Raw genomic sequence first — 20,855 nt, 5'->3', positions numbered from 1 at the left:
TCATAGGGCGGATGGTCCAGATCGGGAGTGGTGATGACCAAGAGCAGCAGTAGCGCGCGCGAAGCGATGGAGGACGAGTTCCTCGCCTTCGCGGCCGGACGCTCGGGACAGCTGTACCGCTCCGCGTACTTCCTGACCGGGGGCGACGGGCATCTGGCCGAGGACCTGGTGCAGGAGACGCTCGGGCGGATGTACGCGCACTGGCACCGGACCACCAGGCCCGGGCGGTCGGGGCAGATAGCGGACCCGGCGGCCTACGCGCAGACCGTGCTGGTCCGCCAGTTCCTCTCGCACCAGCGGCGGCGCAGCAACCGGGAGCGGCCCGCGGCCGTGCTGCCGGACCGCACGGGGCACGAGGTGGACGCCAGCCTGCGGATCACGCTGACCGAGGCGCTGGCCCAGTTGCCGGCCAAGGACCGCGCGGTGCTGGTGCTGCGGTACTGGGAGGACCGCAGCGTCGAGGAGACCGCGACGGTGCTGCGCGCCAACGCCGGAGCCGTGCGCACCCGCAGCGTGCGGGCGCTGGCCAGGCTGCGGGTGCTGCTCGGCGACTCGCTGGCCGAACTCGCCGTCCGCTGACCGACCCATCCAGCCTCCAGCAGCTTCAGCTGCAGCCTCAGACCGAGAGACGGTGACCCCCTATGCCAGCCGATCCGCAGCCCGACCCGGAGTTCGAGGACGGGCTCGTCCGCGCCTTCGACCGGGCGGCCGAGGACGTCCGGAGCGTGGCCGAGCCCCTGGTGACCGGTGGCCTGGCCCGTGGCCGGGTCCGCCGTCGGCGCCGCCGGATCGCCGCGATCGCCGGCAGCGTCACGGCGCTGGCGGTGATCGGCGCCGGCGGCCTGTTCACCGCCGCGCTGGGCGTCGGCCACCCGGTGCCCACCTCGCACGCGTTGACCGCGGCGGCCACGAGCGCGCCGCCGCGGCTGGACACGGGCGTCAACATCCTGCTGATCGGGCTGGACAGCCGAAAGGCGATGGACGGCAGCGACCTGCCGGGCGCGTTCGTCCAGGACCAGTTGCACGCCGGTTCCAGCAGCGACATCGGCGGCTACAACACCGACACCCTGCTGGTGCTGCACGTCCCGGCGGGCGGTGACGGCAAGGTCCAGGCGGTCTCCATCCCCCGCGACGACTACGTGCAGTCGGCCGGTGCCGACGGGAAGATGCACAAGATCGAGGAGGTCTACGGCATCGCCAAGGCCACCGCCGAGGCGAAGCTCCAGGGCACCGGCCTGTCGCCCGCCCAACTGGAGCAGCAGACCCGCGAGGCCGGCCGCACCGCCACCATCGAGACCGTCCAGCAGTTCCTCGGCGTGCCGATCGACCACTTCGCCGAGTTCAACCTGCTCGGCTTCTACGACATCGCCCAGGCGGTCGGCCCCGTCCAGGTCTGCGTGAACCACGCGACCTCGGACCGGGACTCCGGAGCCGACCTGCGGGCCGGCCTCAACACCCTGGACCCGAGCCAGGCGCTGGCCTTCGTCCGGCAGCGGCACGGCGTCGCCGACGGCAGCGACCGCTACCGGACCACGCGCCAGCAGGCCTTCATCGCCTCGGCGCTGCACACCCTGCGGCAACAGGGCGTCCTCACCGACCTGAGCCGGGCGCAGCAACTGCTCGACGTGGTGCGCAAGGACCTGGTGATCGACGACCAGTGGAACCTGCTGGACTTCATGCAGCAGGTGCCGGACCTGATCGGCGGCAACGTCGAGTACAACACCCTGCCGATCAGCGGGTTCGCGACCGTCACCGGCGAAGGACGCAGCGAGGACGTCGACACGGTCGACCCGGCGCTGATCCGGCGGATCGTCCAGCAGCGGTTCGGGGACGCCTCGGGCGTCTCGGGCACCTCGACCGCTTCGGGCAGCGCAGCGCCTGACACCGCGCTGCCCGTGCCGGGGCCGGCAACGGTCCGGGGCGACGAAGGGATCCCGTGTGTCAACTGACTCCACACCGCGGACAGTTGCCCGCCACCGGCCCAGACCGCAGCAGCGGCCCCGCGCGGCAGCCGCCGCCGCGCCGTTCGCCGTCGGGCTGCCGTTGCTGGGCGCCGTGCTGGACGAGGCGACCAGCGGCGGGATCGGCCGGGCGTTCGCCGTCGGTGCCGTGCTCGGCACGCTGCTGGCGGCCTGGGTCTGCGGCCCGGCGGGCCGCTGGTGGGTGGTCACCGCGCCGCCGGTCCTGGTGCTCGGGCTCACGGCGGGCGCCGAACTGCTCTGCCACGGCGACAAGTACCGGGGCAAGGCGCTGACCACCGGCGCGGTGCGCTGGGCCGTCCACGCGTTCCCGGTGACCGCCTGGTCGATCGGGGCCGCGCTGCTGGTGATCGCGATCCGCTCGGCGGCCGAGCGCCGCAGGCGGCTTCAGCCGGGGGAGTAGTCGACCACCCCCACCGCGTAGCGCGCCGCCAGGGCGGTCACCGCCCTGGCGACCGCCGCCCGCAGGTCCGGCGGGCCCAGCACCTCGGCCTCCGGGCCCAGCCGGAGCAGGTCGCCCACCGCCACCGGCAGCGCTTCCACCGGCAGCGTCACCCGGACCCACCCGTCCTCGTCCGGCGGTCCGGCGCTCTCCAGGGCCCGGGCGCCCGCCGCGCCGAACTGGGCGGGCAGCAGCCGTAGCGCGCGCGGCGAGAGCCGCAGGTCGGCGTCCTGCTGGTAGAGCATCCCGTTCAGCCGCTCGCTGGATTCGGCCCAGTGCGCGGCGAGATCGAAGTCCGCCGGGCGCTCGAAGGTCTGCTCGGTCAGTGCCACGGACAGGAAGCGGGAGACCCGGTAGGTCCTGGGGAGGTCCGGTGCGGCTGCCACCAGGTACCAGATGCCGCCCTTGAGGACGAGCCCCAGCGCCCGCAGCTCGCGTCGTACCGGGCCGTTCCAGCGCCGGTACTCGCAGCGCAGCACCCGCTGCTCCCACACCGCCTGCGCGAGGTCGCCGAGCCACGGCACCGGGTCGGCCTCCCGGAACCAGGCGGGCGCGTCCAGGTGGAAGCGGTCCCGCACCCGCTGGGCCCGTTCCATCGAGCCGCTCGGCAGCGCGGCCTGCAGTTTGAGCTGGGCGGTGGCCAGAGCGGCGCCGAGCCCGAGATCGCGGGCCGGGCCGGGCGCACCGGCCAGGAAGAGCGAGCCGGCCTCGGCCTCGGTGAGCCCGGTGAGGCGGGTGCGGTAGCCCTCCACCAGCCGGTAGCCGCCGGCCGGGCCCCGCTCGGCCAGCACCGGGACGCCGGCCGCGCCGATGGCCTCGATGTCCCGGTAGACGGTGCGGACCGAGACCTCCAACTCGGTGGCGAGCACCGGCGCGGTCAGCGGGCCGCGGTTCTGCAGCAGCAACAACAGGGAGAGGAGCCGATCGGCGCGCATGGCCGACATTCTGCTCGGATACCTGACAGAAGGTGTCAGGTATGCCGAAGAAGCTGGTCCCGCACCCCAATTCCTGGAGAGGACCGCACGCATGACCAACGCCAGCACCACCAGCACTGCCACCACCACTGGCACCACCGGCCAGTTCACCTCCGCCAACTGGGTGGAGACCGTGATCGCTCCCGCCGAGCCGACGACCGTCCCGCGCCTGGCCCGCGCGGCCGTCACCAACGACTTCGCCGGCGGCATCACCGCCGCCGGCAGCTGCGAGTACACCCTGGTCTACGCCACCGAGAAGACCGGCGGCTTCAACGGCCTGGAACTGCTCACCGGCACCCTCGACGGCCGCCCCGGCAGCTTCGTGCTGGACCATCGCGGCAGCTTCACCGAGGACGGCACGATTCACTGCGAGTTCGAGGTGGTCCCCGGCTCGGGCACCGGAGCGCTGGCAGAGCTGCGCGGCAGTGGCAACTTCCGCGCGCGTCCTGGTGAGTCGGTCGTCCCGTACGTCTTCAGCTACGACCTCGGGCAGGAGATCGGCCGCGGCGGACCGGCCTGAACCTGACGGACCGTCAGCAGTGGGCCGCCCGGCCGCCGGTCGGGCGGCTTCGTGCCGTTCTGGTGTAGTCCACTCATTCGTCTTGCCTGGAAGGTCAGTTGTGCATTTAGTTGAACATTAACGAGAGAGAACTTCCCGGCCAATAGACGTGCCGAACGGTGATCGGCCCTATCTGGGTCCAGCTCTGCACACATACGGTTGGGCCGGTTGGGTGCCGAGCACGGGATCTCTACGCGACGCCCACGTGTCCCGGCAACCCTCGGGGTCGCGTGGCGCCGGGGACAGGGGCGGGTGGGGCCTGGTGGGCCGAGAAGGCGGGGGTCGGGTCGGCACGGACCCGGTCCGGGGCGGATTTCAGGTCGAGCGTACGGCGAACGGGCGTTACCAGTGGCAGCTGAAGGCACCGAACGGACGGATCGTCGCGGTCTCGTCCCCGGTGTACGACTCGCCGCAGGAGGCGGACCGGGTGTTCGCGGCCCTGCGCGCGGACGCGGCCGAGTTAACGGCGCGCATCACTCATGTGAGGGACGGGATCGGCTGGATCTGGGTGGTGCCCGGCTCGCGGGGGGTGCCGGATGCGCGCTCGAACCGGGCGTACGAGCGGTACGCCACCTGTCAGAACTCGTTCCGGCGCTTCGTGGCGCTGCTGGAACGGCAGGCGGGCGAGTCGCGGGAGCGCTCCCCCGAACCCGTGCTGACAGAAGAAGCGGCAGTACCGGCAGCACCCCCGGTACCCGCAGCACCCGCAGCACCTGAAGCGCCCGTGCCGCCGCTGAGATCCGGCGGCGATGCCTGAACGCCCCGCTGTGCGCGGCCCGCGCCTGCTCGCCGTGCAGGGTGCGGGCCGGTCGGTCGGCTGGTCGCTGGCGGCCGGCAACGGGCGCCAACTCGCGGTATCCGCAAGGCTCTACCGATCCGAGCCGGAACTCGTCGCCGCGCTGCGCGAGTTGCTCATCGAACGGGCCTCGCTGCGCTACGCCTTCACGCAGGACCAGGTGCGCGCCTGGTGCTGGTCGGCCTATCTGCCGCCGCGTAGCACCCGCCCGGATCCGGCCGGCGAGGAGCCCGTCGCCCGCAGCGCGCGCGGCTATCTGCGGCGCGACCAGTGCCGGCAGGGTGTCGAGGGCTTTCGCAGTGGACTCAACGCGCTGGAACGGGAGTTGCGCAGCACCGGCGGCGAGGGCCGGTGGCCGTGGTGAGGCCTGGAGGTTGCCGGTTGCGACCCGAATCGCCACCGCGAGAAGAACGTCAGGCAGTGGCAGGGCCCCGGAGGGCGATGCGACAGTCCACGAACCGATGCTCCAGGCCTGCGAGTAAACCTCCATGTCGACAAATCCCGAAAGTTCACCGGCACTCCCGCAGATGAGAAGGGAGCTTCCGGCGCCGCCGCCGACTGGACAGGATCGGTCCCGCCGGACGGGCCGGAGCAACACCGGCCCCAGGCAACCGGGTTCGACCCGGACCCGGAAACGTCATGCCTGCCTCTCCCACCGGAGGAAAGCACCATGCGTCACACCGCCGCCAAGCTGTTCGCGACCGTCGCGATCGCCGCCTCCCTGGCCACCGTCGCCGCCGGCCAGGCCACCGCCGACCCGACCGTCACCCCGGCCGCCCAGGACATCGTGGGCACCGGCTCGGACACCATCCAGGCCGTGCTGAACCAGTTCTCGACCGACTACAACGCCTCGCTGACCGCGGCGCACGACACCACCTCGCCGCGCCTCTACAGCTGGGACGCCACCCCGGCCGGCAACATCACGCCGAAGACCGGTGCGAGCACCATCGCCCGCCCGAACGGCTCCGGCGGCGGCATCTCCGCGCTGAACAACAACACCCACACCACGGTGGACTTCGCCCGCTCCTCGCGTGGCCCGCAGAGCACCGACCCGTCCACCGACGACTTCGTGGCCTTCGCGCAGGACGGTGTCGCCTGGGCGGGCAACAGCACAGGCAACGCGCCGGCCAACCTGACCACGGCCGACCTCAAGGGCATCTACAGCTGCACCATCACCAACTGGAACCAGATCACCGACGTCTCCGGCTACACCGGCCCGAACGCCACCATCAAGGCCTACATCCCGCAGCTGAACTCCGGCACCCGGGCCTTCTTCCTGACGGCGATCAACGGTGGCACCACCGCGCTCACCCCCGGCTCCTGCGTGCAGAGCTACACCCCGGAGGAGAACGAGGGCACGGACTCGGTCTTCACCGACGCCAACGTGATCTTCCCGTACTCCGCCGCGCACTACATCGGCCAGACCGTGGGCGGCCACACCACCACGAGCGACGCCCCCGGCTCGCTGACCCTGCGCAGCGTGGACGGCGTCAACCCGATCGCCAGCAACGCCCTGAACCCGACCTTCACCGGCAGCAACTACGGCCGCACGGTCTACAACGTGGTCCGTGACTCGGAGTTCAACGGCACCGGCACCCAGGCCACCGCGCTGCAGAACATCTTCGGCGCCAGCGGCTGGATCTGCAACGACTCGACCGCCGCCGCCGACATCGCCAGCTACGGCTTCGCCGCCCTGCCGGCCTTCGCCTGCGGCGCCGTCGTCCACTCCTGAGCCAACTCGCCTGACCGCACCACCCGGCAGTAACCGGTAACACGCAGCAGGACCAGCACCACACCCGACGGCCAGGGACTCTCCCTGGCCGTCGGGCCGCTCCCAGCCCAATGCCGTGCACGAAGGAGATCATCATGCGCCGGATCAGCCCCAGAATCGCCGCCACCGTCGCCATCGCCGCCGCCCTCGCGGTCACCGGCCTGAGCGACAGCGCGCTGGCCGACACCGCGACCACCACTGCCCCGTCCGGCAGCCTGGTGGTCCAGGAGGACAGCACCTTCCTGCAGAACTCGCTGCAGAGCGGCATCATCGCGATCGCGCTGCCGAACGCGACCCCGGGCTTCAACACCACCACCGGTCTCTCCGCCACCTTCCCGGTGACCGGCGGTGCGGTGCACCTGTCCGGCTTCTACGGCGCCGCGCAGCTCGGCGGCGGGCTGCTGCTGGTCAACGTGACCAACGGCAAGACCGTGATCTTCAACAACCTGGCCTTCGACGCCTCCAAGTGGGCGCTCACCGGCGTTCCGATGGGGCAGACCACCGCGGTCAAGCTGCTCGACCCGGCCCGCCCGGTGATCAGCACCAGCGGCACCACCCAGACCCTCAACTCCAGCGACCTGGAGATCGACGCGTCGGGTGCGGCGTTCGTGGACAACGCGCTGGGCACCACCTTCTTCGCGGGCCGCCAGCACGCCGGTACCGGCACGCTGACGTTCACCGCCGGCAGCTGACCTCTCCTGCTCCGGCATGGCTGGTCCGACGGGCTCACGCACCGCGCGTGGGCCCGTCGGCGCTTGCGGCGGGCAACAGAGCGGGCAACAGAGCGGGCAACGGGCGCGGGCAATGGCGCGGGCCACGGGGCGGGCCCGCTCCCCCCTGCCATCGGGGCCCGGTTGGGGTCTCGTACATCTGACCAGCCATCAAGTGTCATGTGGCCATGGGCGAATGGACTTACGGGAATCCGTGGGTCCATTCGCATGCCCGTATCCATCGCACGCCCGCACCGTGCACTGCCGGAGGTATCCCTGATGAAAGTCCGTGACCGGAGCCCGAGAGGGCTCGGATGGTGGGCTCGAGCATGGTTGTCCGCCACCGTGGCCTGGGTGGTCGTCGCCCTGCTCGCGGTGCTGCCGCTCGGTGCCGGCACCGTCCAGCAGGCGCACGCGGACTCGGGGTCGAGGACCGTGCAGGGGCCGCCGGTCTGGATTCCGAGCGGGACCACCGGGGCCGGGACCACCGGGCCGAACGGCAGCGTCACGGTCACGCCCACCACCGGTCTGACCGACCAGGTCGTGCACGTGTCCTGGACGGGCTTCACGCCGAGCGTGAACCAGAGCGGGGGCGGGCCGGCGACGTACGCGGTGCCGAAGAACACCAAGGTCGACTACGCGGTTCGCGTCTACGAGTGCCGGGGGACGGATCCGCGGATCACCGACTGCTACGGCTCCAGCCTCTACGGTGCCGACGGCTCCAAGGGCTTCCTGCAGAAGGAGCCGGCGCCCGGGACCACCACACCCGACCTCCCGTCCAACGCGGCGCTCGCGGTGACCGGGCCGGACGGTTCGGGCTCGGCGGACATCGAGACCTGGACGGCGGATCAGAGCCCGTCGCTGGGCTGTGACGCCACCCACGCGTGCTCGATCGTCGTGGAACCGAACTACGGTGGCGACAGCCTGGGGCTGACCGCCTTCCTGAAGCACCAGCCGCCCGGTACGACGCACTGCGAGGTGCACACCTACGACCGAGGGGTCCGCTTCACGGCGGAGGACCAGGTCACGGTCCAGCAGAGCTTCGGGTCGCCGTCGTACGCCTCGGGCGAGGCCTGCGCCTGGGCGAACAAGACCGTGGTGCCGCTGACCTTCGCGCCGACCGCCGCCAGCTGCGCGGCCGGGAACTCCGCCTTCAGCATGGCCGGTCTGCCGATGGCCGAGCGGGCGCTCCAGCAGTGGCGTGCGGGCGCCTGCCTGGCCACCAGCCCGCTCTACGCCGCCTACACCTCCCAGGGCGAGCCGCAGGCCCGCCAGTCCTTCCTGGGCGGCAGCGGCGCGGAAGTGGCCCTGACCTCCGTCCCCGACACGGGAGCGGCTGCTCGGCCCTACGTCTACGTGCCGCTGGTGAACTCCGCCATCTCGGTGGTCTTCGAGGTCGACGATCCGGTCACCGGCCGGCAGATCCGGCAGCTGCGGCTGAACGCGCGACTGCTGGCCAAGGAACTGACGCAGTCGTACTCGCAGGGTCCGGACGCGTTCGCGGCGGCCACGGTCAAGGGCAACCCGGAATGCCTGTTCCAGGACCCGGAGTTCCTGGCGCTCAATCCGGCCAGCCTGATCGCCCCGGCGCAGTGGCCCGCCTGCGACACCGTTCCGCAGAGCCTGCCCATCGTGGTCGGGAACTCCAGCGACATGGTGCGCCGGCTCACCTCCTGGATCATCGCCGACCCGCAGGCCGCCGCGTTCCTCCAGGGCGCGCCCGACAACTGGGGCATGCACGTCGACCCCGACTACCTGCGGCCCTCGTTCTCCGGCTACCCGACCGACATCCTGGTTCCGCAGGACTCCAGCGGCTTCGTCGCCATCGACGGCACGGACTACCACGAGAAGCAGTACGAGTGGGCGCCGGTGATCAGCGGGCTCACCGACACGGTGCGGCACGTCCTGGCCGCCACACCCACCTGCGAGCTGGTGGACCACACCGGTCTCTACCCCCGGTGCCCGGCGGAGAACGTGGGCCAGCGCCAGCTGATCGGCATCGTGGACAGCGCCGACGCCCAGGCGATGAGCCTGCCCGAGGCCCAACTGCTCAACCAGCAGGGCTCCTTCGTCGCGCCCACGCTGGCTTCGATGCAGGCCGCCGTCTCCGACATGCCGGTGGATCCGAAGACCTACACCCAGCAACTGCCGTACGGCGCCTCGGGCACGTCCTACGCGAACGACCCCAACGCCTACCCGCTGACCATGGTGCAGTACGCCATGGCGCCGACCGCCAACCTGGGCGATGCGAAGACGACCGCCGTCTCCCAGTTCCTCCAGCAGGTGACGGACTTCGGCGGCGGCCAGCTGTACGGGCGGGAGCCCGGCAAGCTCGGCCCCGGCTACGCGGATCTGACGCCGGCCCAGGCAGGGTTCGCGCAGGACGCGATCGCACACGTCGCCGCCCAGGACGGCACGCTGCCCGGTAACCAGGTCGCGCCGGCCACGCCGCCGCCGACCACCACGCCCGGCACGCCGCCGGCCACCCAGCCCGCGGCGCAGACCACCGCCCAGCCGGTGGCGCAGGACAACAGCGGTACCAACAGCAACTCGGGAGTGAGCGGGAAATCCGGCAGCGGGATCACGGGCGCGGGGGACAACTCCGGCGCCGGCAACCCGCCCGCGCCCGGTGCCGCGTCCGCAGGCTCGCCGGCTCCGTCCGCCTCGGCCTCCGCCGCCGCGCCCGGCTCGGGACTTGCTCCGGTGGCCGCCGGCACCCCGTCGCCCGACCGGGCCGGGGTGGCCCGGCTGCTGCTCCCGGTGGTGCTGATCGTCGGCGCGGTGCTGCTGGTCGGTGGCCCGGCCGCGCTGCTGGTCAGCGGTACGGCGGCCGGTGCACGGCTGCTCACCCGTCTGCGTCGGGGCGCAGGCGCAGGCGGCCGCACGGGCTGAGCCCGCGTCGATCGGCCGGCCGGCGCCCCCCCCGGGGCCCGGCCGGCCGTCCCGAGGACCGACCCGCCCCCTGCCCGCGCGGCCGGGGGTGCCCCATCCCTTCGGAGCCGGAGAGCTGATCCGCCATGACCTCTGCACCACCGTTCGCGCCCCCGCCGTCCGCGACGCCGCCGGAGCTGGACCGTCCACGGACGATCACGGCCCCCGCGACCCGGGGTGACCTGGTCTTCCGCGGCGTGCTGCGGCTGGCCGGCTACTCGGTCTTCGCGATCATGGGAATGATCGCCTTCTTCCTGCTGGTGCGCGGCACCGACGCCTTCCGGGCGACCGGCTGGTCCTTCCTGACCACCCAGGCCTGGCACCCCTCCGCCCACGTCTTCGGCATCGCGGCGGTGCTGCCCGACGGCATCCTGATCGCGCTGGTCGCGCTCGTCTTCGCCGTCCCGGTCTCGCTGGCGGCCGCGCTCTTCATCTCGGAGTACGCGCCGGTGCGGCTGCGCCGCGCGCTGGTCACCATGGTCGACCTGATGGCGGCGGTGCCCAGCATCATCTACGGCCTGTGGGGCTTCTTCTTCCTCCAGCAGCGGATCCTCGGCGTGGTCCGCTGGATGGCGCTGCACCTGGGCGGCATCCTGCCGTTCCTCAAGGTGCGCACCGGTGACATCGGCACCTCCTACACCTCGTCGACCTTCATCGCGGGCCTGGTGGTGGCGCTGATGATCACGCCGATCATCACCTCGCTCAGCCGCGAGGTCTTCTCGCAGGCACCGCAGGGCGAGCGCGAGGGCGCCTACGCGCTCGGCAGCACCCGCTGGGGCATGGTCCGCACGGTGGTGCTGCCGTTCGGCCGCGGCGGGGTGATCGGCGCGGTGATGCTGGGCTTCGGCCGGGCGATGGGCGAGACCATCGCGGTCGCGCTGATCATCTCGCCGTCGTTCAAGTTCACCGGTCACATCCTGGAGGCCGGCGCCAACTCGATCTCCGCCCTGATCGCGCTGCAGTTCAGCGAGTCCGACGGCCTCGCGCTCTCCGCGCTGATGGCGGCCGGCCTGGTGCTCTTCGCAGTCACCCTGGTGGTCAACGTGCTGGCGGGCATCGTGGTCAACCGCTCCCGGTCCGGTGCCGCGACGGCGGACTGACCGCGCCGACCCACTCCACTCGATGTCCCAACTCATCTGCTGAACAGCCCACTTGACGACCCAGTCCATCGGACCCGAAGGGGACACCACCGTGACCACCGTCCAGCTGACCGGGAGTTCGGCGCCGGCCGCTCCGGCCCCCGTGCCGCAGGCCGTCGAGCGCCGCCGCCGGCTCGGCGGGGTCACCCGAGCCGAGGCCGGCACGCTCCTCGCCGCCCTGGCGGGATCGCTCGCCCTCGACTGGCTGCTCTACGAGCGGCTGCTGCCGTTCAGCGGTGCCCAGGGCTTCCTGGGCCTCTGGTACCTGCTCTTCCTCGGCTTCAGCTACGCGCTCGGGATCGTGCAGTGGCCCCGGCTGATGGTCCGGGAGCGGATCGTCACGCTGGTCGCCTGGAGCTCCGGGCTGCTGCTGGCCTTCCTGATCGTCGAGCAACTCGTCTTCCTCACCATGCGCGGCCTGCACGCGGCCGAGCACGGCAACTTCTTCACCCAGACCATGGCCCGGACCTCCGCCGTCTCGCCGATCACCTCGGGCGGCGCGCTGCACGCGGTGATCGGCTCGCTCGAACAGATCGGCCTGGCCACGCTCTTCGCGGTGCCGCTGGGCATCGCCGCGGCGGTCTTCATGTCGGAGGTCGGCGGCCGCACGGCCCGTCCGGTGCGCACCCTGGTCGAGGCGATGACCGCGCTGCCGTCGATCGTCGCGGGCCTGTTCGTGCTGGGCGTGGTGATCCTCGGTTTCGGGTTCGAGGCGAGCGGCTTCGCGGCCTCGATCGCGCTCACCGTGATGATGATGCCGATCGTCACCCGGGCCGCCGAGGTGGTGATCCGGCTGGTCCCCGGCACCCTGCGGGAGGCCTCCTACGCGCTCGGCGGCAGCCAGTGGCGGACGGTGCTGAACGTGGTGCTGCCGACCGCCCGCCCCGGTCTGGCCACCGCCGTGATCCTCGGCATGGCGCGCGGCATCGGCGAGACCTCGCCCGTGCTGCTCACCGCCGGTGTCACGTCGGGGATGAACTCCAACCCCTTCGCCGGCCACCAGATGAGCCTGCCGCTCTACATCTGGACCTACGTCCGCCAGCCGTACCCCAGCATGATCGCGCGAGGCTTCGCCGCCGGGCTGACCCTGATGGCCATGGTGCTGGTGCTCTTCGTGGTCGCCCGGCTGATCGGCGGCCGGCGACCGGGCGACCTGAGTGCCCGTCAGCGCCGCAGGCTCGCCCGTCAGGCGGCCGCCCGATGAACCGGTTCCCCGTCAGGCCGGGCTCCCGCAGCGGAGACCGGCATCTCGAAGACCGCCACCTCGCAGACAGTTCCATAGGAGGACGTGCCATGCCGTGGGCCACCGCTCACCGCCCCGCCCGCTCGCCGGGCGCCAGCCGAGGGGTCGGCCGGGTGCTGGCCCTGCTGCTCTCCTTCCTGCTCACCACGTTCGCCGTGCTGCTCGGGCCGGCCGGCCCGGCCTTCGCCGCCACGACCCTGAACTCCGACGGGTCGAGCTGGGCGGGCCCGGCCATCGAGAAGTGGCGCACCGACGTCGCCTCGCAGGGCATCAACATCAACTTCAACCCGAACGGCTCCGCGGCCGGCCGCCAGCAGTGGGAGAACGGGCAGGACGACTTCACCGCCTCCGACGTCCCGTTCCGCACCGCGATCGACACCGGGGCCAACCAGCAGGAGCAGGGCTCGGGTATCGCGAGCGCGGAGAACCCGACCTACGGCTTCTCCTACGTGCCGATCACCGCGGGTGGCACCGCGTTCATGTACAACCTGGCGATCGGCGGGAAGCAGATCACCAACCTGCGCCTGACGCCGGACGACCTGGTCGACATCTTCACCGGGAAGCTGACCTGGTGGGACGACCCGAAGATCACCGCGGCGTACGGCAAGGCACTGCCGCACATCCCGATCACGCCCGTGGTCCGCTCCGACGGCTCCGGTGCGACGGCGCAGTTCACCCGCTGGATGGAGCACACGCACCAGGGGCAGTGGGACCAGTACTGCTCCGGCGTCAACGGCGTCACCTGCGGTGACTACACGGAGTTCTTCCCGCCGTCGGGCCGGATGCTCGCGCAGAACGGGTCCGACCAGGTCGCCCACTACATCGAGCAGCCCTCTGGCCTCGGCGCGATCGGCTACGACGAGTACGCGTTCGCGCTGACCAGCGGCTGGCCGGTGGTCAAGGTGCTGAACCCGGCCGGGTACTACAGCCTGCCCACCGCCTCCAACGTGGCGGTGGCGCTCACCGCGGCGAAGATCCGCGGGGTGGACGACAACACCCCGCCGACCGACCCGAACTACCTGCAGCAGAACCTCGACGGCGTCTACACCAACGCCGACCCGCGCTCGTACCCCATCTCCAGCTACAGCTACGTGATCGTGCCGCGCAAGGGCGCCACGCTGAACCCGCCGCCGAAGTTCACCGACCCCAAGGGCGCGGCGCTCAGCCAGTACCTCGACTACGTGCTCTGCGGGGGACAGGCGACCGGCACCAGCGGGATCGACTCGATCGGGTACTCGCCGATCCCCCGGGGCCTGGTCAAGGGCGGCCTGCTCCAGGTCGCGCAGATCCCCGGCTATGCCGGGAACGTCGACCCCAACTCGCTGAACAACTGCCCCAACCCGACCTTCGACAGCAGCGGCAACCTGATCATCCTGAAGAACGCCCCGCAGCCGAACCCCTGTGACCAGCAGAGCCAGCCGCTCACCTGCACCACGGGCGGCCCCTCGGCGGGCGGCTCGGGCTCCGGTGGCGGCAGCGGTTCGGCCGGCGCCGGGGCGGGCGGCAAGGGCGGTACCGGCAAGGGTGGTTCGACCAAGGGCTCCGGCTCCGGCGGGGGCACCGGTGGGACCGCCGGCGGCTCCGGCTCCGGCGGTGGCTCGGGCGGCGCCGCGACCGGGACCGGTGCGGGCGGCGACGGCTCGGCGTCCGCCGCCGCGGATTCCGGCGGCACCACCGTCGATCCGCAGACCGGCGAGGTGGTCCCGGCCGGCGGGGGTGGCGGTGCGAGCGACGTGGCCGCCAGTGTGGTCAACGTCGGCGACCGGCCGCAGAACTGGACGCTGACCACGATCACCGCGCTGGAACTGCTCGCCGTGGTGGCCGTCCCGCCGTTCCTCGGCGGCTGGCTGCGCCGCCGCCGGGCGGCCGGCTCCTCGGGAGGCCCGCGATGACCGCCGCGACCGAGGCCCCGGTGGGCACCGACGCCTCGGCCACCGATGACACCGTGGTGCTGCCGACCTTGCCGGAGCCCGGATCCGACGCGGCGACGGCCCAGGTCCCGGTCGGGCGCCGCCGGGTGCTGCAGGTGGGCTGGGCGGCGACGCTGCTCTCGGTGCTGCTGCTCGGCTTCGCGGTCTACCTGACCGCGCTCTCGCCGCTGCAGGAGATGCACTACCAGGCCGCCGCCTACCAGACCTTCCGCTACCAGCTCTCCCAGGCGACCGCGCCGGTCGGCTCGGCGGCGGACGGCCAGCCGGTGGCGATCGTGGACATCCCGAAGATCGGCCTGCACCACGCGGTGGTGGTCGAGGGGACCACCGGGCGCGACCTGATGCGCGGCCCCGGCCACCGGCGGGACACCGCGCTGCCGGGCCAGGCCGGAGTCTCGGTGCTGTTCGGGCGCGGCGCCTCGTTCAACGCGCCGTTCGGGCGGCTGTCCGAACTGCGGGTCGGCGACCAGATCTTCGTCTCCACCGGGCAGGGGCAGTTCAGCTACACCGTCAACGTCTACGGCGACGGCAATCACCCGGTGCGCGACCCCGACCCCGACCGGCTGGTGCTGACCACCAGCGACTCCGGCTGGATCCCGACCGGCACCGTTCTGGTCGGGGCCCGCCTGGACGGCGACCCGCAGCCCGATCCGCACGGGCGCCCCGGACAGGTGGCGGCCGACCACGCGCTGGCGCAGGACACCGGGGCGCTGGCCGCCTTCCAGCTCTGGTCGGCGGCGCTGCTGGTCGCCGTGCTGGCCGCCACCCTGGCGGTGCGCTACTGGCACCGCAGGGCCGTCTACCTGACCTTCGTACCGGTGCTGGCCGCGCTGCTCTGGGCCTGCTACGAGAACGCCGCCGCGCTGCTGCCCAACCTCTACTGACCTGATGTGCACCAGAGCTGACGTGAGGTCAGCCCCGCGAAAGGACCCCGTCCGATGACCACCACCGTCCCTGGGCAGCCGCCGGCGGCCCAGTCGGACCGGCTCTCCGGCCTGGAGACCCGGGACATCTCGGCCTGGTTCGGCTCCCACAAGGTGCTGGAGCGGGTCTCGCTGAGCATGGCGGCCGGCGAGGTCACCGCGCTGATCGGGCCCTCCGGCTGCGGCAAGTCCACCTACCTGCGGATCCTCAACCGGATGCACGAGATGGTCCGCGGCGCCCAACTGGCCGGCGAGGTGCTGTTGGAGGGCGAGGACGTCTACGCGCACGGGCGCCGTCCGGCCGAGGTGCGGCGCCGGATCGGCATGGTGTTCCAGCGGCCCAACCCGTTCCCGGCGATGTCGATCGCCGACAACGTGGCCAGTGGGCTCAAGCTGGCCGGGATCAAGGTCAGCAGGGAGCACCGCGCGCACCTGATCGAGGAGAGCCTGCGCCGGGCCGGACTGTGGAACGAGGTCAGCGGCCGGCTCGGCACCCCGGGCGGCGCGCTCTCCGGTGGCCAGCAGCAACGCCTGTGCATCGCCCGCTCGTTGGCGGTGGAGCCGGAGATCCTGCTGATGGACGAGCCCTGCTCGGCGCTGGATCCGACCTCCACCCGGCGGGTCGAGGAGACCATCGCCGAGCTGCGCGGGCGGCTGACCATCGTCATCGTCACCCACAACATGCAGCAGGCGCAGCGGGTTTCGCAGTCCTGCGCGTTCTTCCTGGCCAGCCATGACACCCCGGGTCGGATCGTGGAGGCCGGGCCGACCGAGCAGATCTTCGGGAGGCCGGCCGACCAGCGCACCGCCGACTACGTCAACGGGCGCTTCGGATAGCCAGGCTGACGGTGCGTCAGACCAGTTAGACCAGTCAGACCAGGGCTCGGGTGATCAGTTCCTCGATCACCCGGGCCACGCCGTCGTCCTGGTTGCTCAGCGTGTGCTGGGCGACGGCGGCGAGCACCTCGGGGTGGGCGTTGGCGACCGCGTAGGAGGTGCCGGCCCAGGCCAGCATCTCCAGGTCGTTCGGCATGTCCCCGAAGGCGACCACCTCGCTGCGGTCGATGTCCAGTTCGGCGCACCAGCGGGCCAGCGTGCTCGCCTTGGTGACGCCGCGCGCGCTGATCTCCAGCAGTGGGATCGGGCTGGAGCGGGTGATCTCGGCGAGCGGGCCGACGGCCTCCCGGGCCTCGGCGAGGAAGGCGTCGGGGTCGCGGTCGGGGTGCTTGGCGAGGATCTTGTAGCTGCCGAGCGCCGCGCCCGCGTACTCGCCGGTGCCGCCGTCGGCCAGCAGCAGCTCGGCGGGGGCGATGGCGTGCGCCTCGTCGTCGCCCCACATCGGGGTCTCGTAGTGCGGCTCGCGGGCGAAGCCCTGCTCGTACTCGAAGGCGAAGGCGATCTCGGGCAGCCGCTCGCGCAGCCTGGCCACCACCGCGCGGGCGTCTTGTCCGCTCAGCGGGAAGCTCTCCAGTAGCCGCTCGCGCCGCACGTCGTAGACCGCGCCGCCGTTGGAGCAGATCGCCACGCCGTGGCCGCCGATGTGTCCGCTCAGCAGCCGCATCCAGCGCGGCGGTCGTCCGGTGACGAAGACCACCTGGAGGCCCGCGTCCTCGGCGGCGGCCAGCGCCGCGGCGGTCCGCTCGGAGACGGTGCCGCCGTGGCAGAGCAGGGTGCCGTCGAGGTCGGTGGCGATCAGGCGGGGGCGTGCGGCGGGCTCGGTCACCCGTCCATCCTCGCAGCTGCTCGAAGCCGCGAGTTGGGCGTCCAAAAAATTGACGGCGCGCGGTCAACCCCCGTGTGACCGCGCGCCGCCAGGGGAGCCGTCTATTTTGTTGGACGGCTCGCGCTCGAAAGATACGCTGAACCCTCCCTGGGCTGTCAACCGTAATGACATGTGGGTCGGCAAGTGACCAAAAGGGAAGGAACTTTCCGTTCCGCTCGTACCGAGCGTCCATTTCAGTGGATACTGGGGCCTACAGCACGGAAACAGCATCCGCGCGCGCCATGACGCAGTCGCCGCGCCCGCGGACCGGGGGAGCAGGGAGTGGCGATGGCGATGTCGATGCCCGAGCAGGCCCAGGACCGCCGACGCACCCTCGCGCAGAGACTCGACCACCTCTTCCAGGAGATCCACCCGGCGGGGCGCGGCCCGTTCAGCTACCACGAGGTCGCCCAGGCGATCCGCGAACAGGCCGGACCGGACGGGCCGACCGTCTCGCACGGCACCCTGCAGCAGATCCGCACCGGCGCCAAGACCAACCCGACGGTGAAGACCCTGGAGGCCATCGCGACCTTCTTCGGGGTGCCCACCGCGTACTTCCTGGACGACACGGTCGCGGACCGGGTGGACGCCCGGGTGCGCGAGCTGAAGGCGGGCGTGGCGCCGCCGTCCGCCGCCGGCTCCGCGAAGTCCGCGGCCAAGGCGGCCACCCCCGCCGACGAGCTGGCCGACGTGCTGGCCGACAGCAACATCCGCGCGGTCGCCTTCCGGCTGGCCGGCCTGTCGCCGCGCGCGCTCAAGGGGCTGCGGGCGATCGTCGACCAGGTCCGGGAGGTCGAGGGACTGCCCGAGGTCGGCCGCGCCAGGCGCGGGCGCGACCGGATCGCCTAGGTCCTGTCCGGCCGGCTTTGCCCACCCCGTGCTGGCGGTCCGCGCGGTGAACGGCGCCGTACGCCAAGGACACCGCACCTGCACGCCACCGCACGTGACCGCTGCGGGACCGGGCGTTTAAGCTACTGGCTCGATCGTCCGAGCACGGTCGGCGGATCGGCCCGGGTCGCCCCGGTAATCGAACGGTGGCAGAACGGCGGCGGAGCGATGGCGGAGAGGGCAGGCGGGCCATGAGGTGGCGCAGGCAGCCGCGGTCCCGGTTGGCCGAGCTGGCGGACCGGCTGGTCATGACGCAGCCGTTCCAGCTGGAGGAGTTCTGCGCGGCGATCGGCCGTGAGCGGGGCCGCCCGCTGCGCCTGCTGCCGCTGGAGAACGCCGCCGGTGCCGACCTGCCGTGCGGCCTCTGGGTCGGCCTGGACACCGCCGACCTGATCTTCTACGAGGCGGGGGCGGCACCGATCCTGAAGGCCCAGATCGTGCTGCACGAGGTGTCGCACATGCTGCTCGGCCACGTCTCCCCCGAGGGGACCTCGCTCGCCGAGTTCGCCGAGTTCGCCGAACGCGTCGAACAGGTTCGACTCGCCGAGCGGGCCGAGGCCGAACCGGCGGCGCGGGTCGAAGAGGCCGCCGCCGTGGACCACGCGACGCAGGACGCCGAGCTCGGGCTGGCCACCGACCGGCTGCTCGCGCTGCTCGCCCGCAACGGCTACAGCAGCCGCCAGGAGGCCGACGCGGAGTCGCTCGCCACGCTGATCCTGGAGCGCGCCACCAGGGCCGGTGCGGAGGTCGGCGCCCGAAGCTCCGACGCGGTGCTGAGCCGGCTCAACGACGCCCTCGGCCACCCGGCGCGGCGCGCATGACGGCCGCGTGCCAGCTCGCCAGGCTGGCGGCGGCTCCGCAGCCCGCCGACCCGGTGTCGCTCGGCCACCTCCTGGTGCTGGCGATGCTCTGGCTGGTGACCGCCTGGCGGCTGCCCGCCGCCGTCCGCAACCCGCGCCAGCGCACCCTCTGGACCGCCTTCGCCGCTCTGGCGGTCTCGATCACCCTGGGCCTGCCGGCGATCACCGACTGGGTGGACACGGCCAGCGGCGTCCACAACGTGGTGATGGTGATCAAGCACCTGATCGGCCTGGTCGCCTGCGACGGGGTGCTCGCCTTCGTGACCGCCACCACCCGCCCCGAGTCGGCGCCCCGGCTGCGCCGTCTGCAGCTGGCCGTCCTGTTCGCCGCGCAGGCCGGGCTGGTGGTCAGCTTCTGCCTGCTGCGGCACACGGTCGAGGTCGCCGACTTCTTCCAGGACTACCCGGGCTCGGTCCCCGTGGCGGTGTACGAGCTGACCTTCGCGGGCTACCTGGGGTCCGCGATGGGCTTCGCCTCCTGGCTGTTCGGCACCTCCGCCCGCCGGGCCGCGGCCGGCTGGCTGCGCACCGGTCTGCGGGTGCTGGGGGCGGGCACCACGGCCGGCTTCTGCTACGCGGCGCTGCGGGTCTGCCAAGTGGTGCTCCAGCTCGACGACCGGCCGATGTTCCTGCGGGCCTCGCTGCTGTACGACATCGAGTGGACGGCGATCGCGCTGATCCTGCTGGGCAGCTCGATCCCGGCGGTCGGCAGCGCCTGGACCGCGCTGCGGGCCTGGCGCACCGCCCGCCGGCTGCGACCGCTGTGGGCGGCGCTCACGACGGCGGTGCCCGAGGTGGTGCTGACCGCCCCGCTCGGCCGCAGCCCCCGGGTGCTGCTGCACCGCAGGGTGATCGAGATCCGCGACGCTTCGCTGGTGCTGGCCGGCTACGCCGACGAGGAGCTGCGCGAGCGAGTCGCCCGGCAGGCCGGTGCCGACCGCCCGGAGCTGGCCGAGGCGCTGCTGCTGCGGGCCTGCGGCGCCCAGAAGCTGGCCGGCCGGTTCCCCGGCCACCAGGCCGCGCCGCAGCCCACCGAGAGCTTCGCCGAGCTCGACTTCGAGGCCGAGACCCGCCGCCTGCTCAGCCTCGCCGCCGCGCACCGGTCGGCTTCCGCCATCCCCGTCATCGATCCCGAACTCCAGGACGTTCCGTGACCCCGCTCCCCGTCTCCCCTGTCGACCCCGCCGCCCCGCCCGCCGCCACGCCGTCGCCCGCCGCCACCGAGCCGCGCTTCGCCCGGCGGGTCACCGACGGCCTCGAGCCGAAGAACTGGATCATCGCGGTCACCCTGCTGATCGGCTGGCAGGCCGGCCGGTGGAGCGGGGTCGGCTGGGGGCTGACGGCGGCGCTCTTCTCCGGGGTGATCCCGATCCTGCTGATCAAGGCGGGCGAGCGGCGCGGGCACTGGGGCGACCGGCACGTGCGGCGGCGGCAGGACCGGCTGGTGGTGATACCGCTGATCATGGCCTCGGTGACGGTCGGGATGACCCTGCTGCTGGTCGGCGGCGCCCCGGCGGCGCTTGTCGCCCTGGTCGCCGCGATGCTGGCCAGCCTCGTGGTGATCCTCGCGGTCACCACGGTGTGGAAGGTCAGCGTGCACACCGCCGTCTCGTCCGGCGCGATCATGATGCTCGCCTGCTCGTACGGCCCCTGGCTGCTCGCGCTCTACCCCCTGGTCGCGCTGGTCGGTTGGTCCCGGGTGGTGCTGCGCGACCACACCCTGGCGCAGGTCCTGGTGGGGACGGTGCTCGGCGCGGCGGTCGCCACGCCGGTCTTCCTCGCGCTGCGCTGAGCGGCGCGTCGCTGCGTTGAACCGCGCTGGGCCGGGCCGACGTCGGTCAGGGGTGTCGAGGGGTCAAGTCCCCGCCTAGTGACAGAAGTTCTCAGTCTTCGCTGAGTCATTTGGCGCAGCATCCCGCGCGCGGCCCTGGGCCGCTGCCTAACGTG

At 72.4% G+C, this 20,855-nt stretch carries 20 protein-coding genes; 18 read left to right on the top strand and 2 right to left on the bottom strand.

Annotated features, from left to right (window positions below):
• The first annotated feature begins 33 nt into the window (after nt 1-33).
• The 3 genes from P3T41_RS19255 (at nt 34) to P3T41_RS19245 (ending at nt 2,382) form a co-directional block, all read left to right on the top strand.
• Nucleotides 34-579 carry a SigE family RNA polymerase sigma factor gene (locus P3T41_RS19255; RefSeq protein WP_280691186.1) on the top strand — a complete coding sequence of 182 codons (546 nt, stop codon included), beginning with the start codon at nt 34-36 and terminating at the stop codon, nt 577-579.
• A gap of 62 nt (nt 580-641) precedes the next feature.
• The gene (locus P3T41_RS19250) at nt 642-1,949 is read left to right on the top strand and encodes an LCP family protein (protein ID WP_280691185.1); all 1,308 of its coding nucleotides are present in this window, start codon (nt 642-644) and stop codon (nt 1,947-1,949) included.
• On the top strand, nt 1,939-2,382 hold the full coding sequence (locus P3T41_RS19245) for a DUF6542 domain-containing protein (RefSeq protein ID WP_280691184.1): 444 nt from the start codon (nt 1,939-1,941) through the stop codon (nt 2,380-2,382). The genes P3T41_RS19250 and P3T41_RS19245 overlap by 11 nt, the downstream gene beginning before the upstream one ends.
• On the opposite strand, the gene P3T41_RS19240 is transcribed toward P3T41_RS19245, so the two are convergent.
• Nucleotides 2,367-3,356 (bottom strand): WYL domain-containing protein, encoded by a 990-nt coding sequence (locus P3T41_RS19240; protein WP_280691183.1) that lies wholly within the window; start codon nt 3,354-3,356, stop codon nt 2,367-2,369. The genes P3T41_RS19245 and P3T41_RS19240 overlap by 16 nt on opposite strands.
• 91 nt (nt 3,357-3,447) lie before the next feature.
• Between P3T41_RS19240 and P3T41_RS19235 the strand changes: the two genes are divergently transcribed.
• From P3T41_RS19235 to P3T41_RS19185, 11 genes are all read left to right on the top strand, one after another.
• The gene (locus P3T41_RS19235; protein WP_280691182.1) at nt 3,448-3,915 is read left to right on the top strand and encodes a DUF3224 domain-containing protein; all 468 of its coding nucleotides are present in this window, start codon (nt 3,448-3,450) and stop codon (nt 3,913-3,915) included.
• Nucleotides 3,916-4,063: 148 nt separating this feature from the next.
• Nucleotides 4,064-4,711: a DUF1508 domain-containing protein gene (locus P3T41_RS19230; RefSeq protein WP_348533672.1), complete on the top strand. Its 648-nt coding sequence runs from the start codon at nt 4,064-4,066 to the stop codon at nt 4,709-4,711.
• Nucleotides 4,704-5,114, top strand: coding sequence for a hypothetical protein (locus P3T41_RS19225; RefSeq protein ID WP_280691180.1), 411 nt, complete (start codon nt 4,704-4,706; stop codon nt 5,112-5,114). Before P3T41_RS19230 ends, P3T41_RS19225 begins: the two co-directional genes overlap by 8 nt.
• 306 nt (nt 5,115-5,420) lie before the next feature.
• Nucleotides 5,421-6,482: a substrate-binding domain-containing protein gene (locus tag P3T41_RS19220; RefSeq protein ID WP_280691179.1), complete on the top strand. Its 1,062-nt coding sequence runs from the start codon at nt 5,421-5,423 to the stop codon at nt 6,480-6,482.
• Between the two features lie 134 nt (nt 6,483-6,616).
• The gene (locus tag P3T41_RS19215; RefSeq protein ID WP_280691178.1) at nt 6,617-7,213 is read left to right on the top strand and encodes a hypothetical protein; all 597 of its coding nucleotides are present in this window, start codon (nt 6,617-6,619) and stop codon (nt 7,211-7,213) included.
• A 351-nt stretch (nt 7,214-7,564) separates the two neighbouring features.
• Nucleotides 7,565-10,123 carry a hypothetical protein gene (locus tag P3T41_RS19210; RefSeq protein ID WP_280691177.1) on the top strand — a complete coding sequence of 853 codons (2,559 nt, stop codon included), beginning with the start codon at nt 7,565-7,567 and terminating at the stop codon, nt 10,121-10,123.
• A gap of 125 nt (nt 10,124-10,248) precedes the next feature.
• Nucleotides 10,249-11,262, top strand: a complete 1,014-nt coding sequence (gene pstC / locus P3T41_RS19205; protein ID WP_280691176.1) for a phosphate ABC transporter permease subunit PstC — start codon at nt 10,249-10,251, stop codon at nt 11,260-11,262.
• Between the two features lie 91 nt (nt 11,263-11,353).
• Nucleotides 11,354-12,505 (top strand): phosphate ABC transporter permease PstA, encoded by a 1,152-nt coding sequence (pstA, locus tag P3T41_RS19200; protein ID WP_280691175.1) that lies wholly within the window; start codon nt 11,354-11,356, stop codon nt 12,503-12,505.
• 89 nt (nt 12,506-12,594) lie between these two features.
• A complete protein-coding gene (locus P3T41_RS19195; protein WP_280691174.1) occupies nt 12,595-14,436 on the top strand; it encodes a substrate-binding domain-containing protein in 1,842 nt (613 codons plus the stop codon).
• Complete coding sequence (locus tag P3T41_RS19190) at nt 14,433-15,359, top strand: sortase (protein ID WP_280691173.1); 927 nt, start codon at nt 14,433-14,435, stop codon at nt 15,357-15,359. The genes P3T41_RS19195 and P3T41_RS19190 overlap by 4 nt, the downstream gene beginning before the upstream one ends.
• 54 nt (nt 15,360-15,413) lie before the next feature.
• The gene (locus P3T41_RS19185; protein ID WP_280691172.1) at nt 15,414-16,235 is read left to right on the top strand and encodes a phosphate ABC transporter ATP-binding protein; all 822 of its coding nucleotides are present in this window, start codon (nt 15,414-15,416) and stop codon (nt 16,233-16,235) included.
• 34 nt (nt 16,236-16,269) lie between these two features.
• On the opposite strand, the gene P3T41_RS19180 is transcribed toward P3T41_RS19185, so the two are convergent.
• Nucleotides 16,270-17,121 carry an HAD family hydrolase gene (locus P3T41_RS19180; protein WP_280691171.1) on the bottom strand — a complete coding sequence of 284 codons (852 nt, stop codon included), beginning with the start codon at nt 17,119-17,121 and terminating at the stop codon, nt 16,270-16,272.
• 327 nt (nt 17,122-17,448) lie between these two features.
• Between P3T41_RS19180 and P3T41_RS19175 the strand changes: the two genes are divergently transcribed.
• The 4 genes from P3T41_RS19175 (at nt 17,449) to P3T41_RS19160 (ending at nt 20,700) form a co-directional block, all read left to right on the top strand.
• The gene (locus P3T41_RS19175; protein ID WP_280691170.1) at nt 17,449-18,009 is read left to right on the top strand and encodes a helix-turn-helix transcriptional regulator; all 561 of its coding nucleotides are present in this window, start codon (nt 17,449-17,451) and stop codon (nt 18,007-18,009) included.
• Nucleotides 18,010-18,239: 230 nt separating this feature from the next.
• Nucleotides 18,240-18,869 carry a hypothetical protein gene (locus tag P3T41_RS19170; protein ID WP_280691169.1) on the top strand — a complete coding sequence of 210 codons (630 nt, stop codon included), beginning with the start codon at nt 18,240-18,242 and terminating at the stop codon, nt 18,867-18,869.
• Nucleotides 18,866-20,062 (top strand): MAB_1171c family putative transporter, encoded by a 1,197-nt coding sequence (locus P3T41_RS19165; RefSeq protein WP_280691168.1) that lies wholly within the window; start codon nt 18,866-18,868, stop codon nt 20,060-20,062. The genes P3T41_RS19170 and P3T41_RS19165 overlap by 4 nt, the downstream gene beginning before the upstream one ends.
• A complete protein-coding gene (locus P3T41_RS19160) occupies nt 20,059-20,700 on the top strand; it encodes a hypothetical protein (RefSeq protein ID WP_280691167.1) in 642 nt (213 codons plus the stop codon). The genes P3T41_RS19165 and P3T41_RS19160 overlap by 4 nt, the downstream gene beginning before the upstream one ends.
• The last annotated feature ends 155 nt before the right edge of the window (nt 20,701-20,855 follow it).

The sequence above is a fragment of the Kitasatospora sp. GAS204B genome (assembly GCF_029892155.1).
GTDB lineage: Bacteria > Actinomycetota > Actinomycetes > Streptomycetales > Streptomycetaceae > Kitasatospora.
This window is presented reverse-complemented; position numbering and strand designations above follow the sequence as displayed.

Bases quoted from the DNA above. Each gene is read 5' to 3' on its own strand.
- P3T41_RS19255 (WP_280691186.1), top strand. From the start codon at position 34: ATGACCAAGAGCAGCAGTAGCGCGCGCGAAGCGATGGAGGACGAGTTC.
- P3T41_RS19250 (WP_280691185.1), top strand. From the start codon at position 642: ATGCCAGCCGATCCGCAGCCCGACCCGGAGTTCGAGGACGGGCTCGTC.
- P3T41_RS19240 (WP_280691183.1), bottom strand. From the start codon at position 3,356: ATGCGCGCCGATCGGCTCCTCTCCCTGTTGTTGCTGCTGCAGAACCGC.
- P3T41_RS19235 (WP_280691182.1), top strand. From the start codon at position 3,448: ATGACCAACGCCAGCACCACCAGCACTGCCACCACCACTGGCACCACC.
- P3T41_RS19225 (WP_280691180.1), top strand. From the start codon at position 4,704: ATGCCTGAACGCCCCGCTGTGCGCGGCCCGCGCCTGCTCGCCGTGCAG.
- P3T41_RS19220 (WP_280691179.1), top strand. From the start codon at position 5,421: ATGCGTCACACCGCCGCCAAGCTGTTCGCGACCGTCGCGATCGCCGCC.
- P3T41_RS19215 (WP_280691178.1), top strand. From the start codon at position 6,617: ATGCGCCGGATCAGCCCCAGAATCGCCGCCACCGTCGCCATCGCCGCC.
- pstC (WP_280691176.1), top strand. From the start codon at position 10,249: ATGACCTCTGCACCACCGTTCGCGCCCCCGCCGTCCGCGACGCCGCCG.
- P3T41_RS19195 (WP_280691174.1), top strand. From the start codon at position 12,595: ATGCCGTGGGCCACCGCTCACCGCCCCGCCCGCTCGCCGGGCGCCAGC.
- P3T41_RS19190 (WP_280691173.1), top strand. From the start codon at position 14,433: ATGACCGCCGCGACCGAGGCCCCGGTGGGCACCGACGCCTCGGCCACC.
- P3T41_RS19185 (WP_280691172.1), top strand. From the start codon at position 15,414: ATGACCACCACCGTCCCTGGGCAGCCGCCGGCGGCCCAGTCGGACCGG.
- P3T41_RS19175 (WP_280691170.1), top strand. From the start codon at position 17,449: ATGGCGATGTCGATGCCCGAGCAGGCCCAGGACCGCCGACGCACCCTC.
- P3T41_RS19170 (WP_280691169.1), top strand. From the start codon at position 18,240: ATGAGGTGGCGCAGGCAGCCGCGGTCCCGGTTGGCCGAGCTGGCGGAC.
- P3T41_RS19165 (WP_280691168.1), top strand. From the start codon at position 18,866: ATGACGGCCGCGTGCCAGCTCGCCAGGCTGGCGGCGGCTCCGCAGCCC.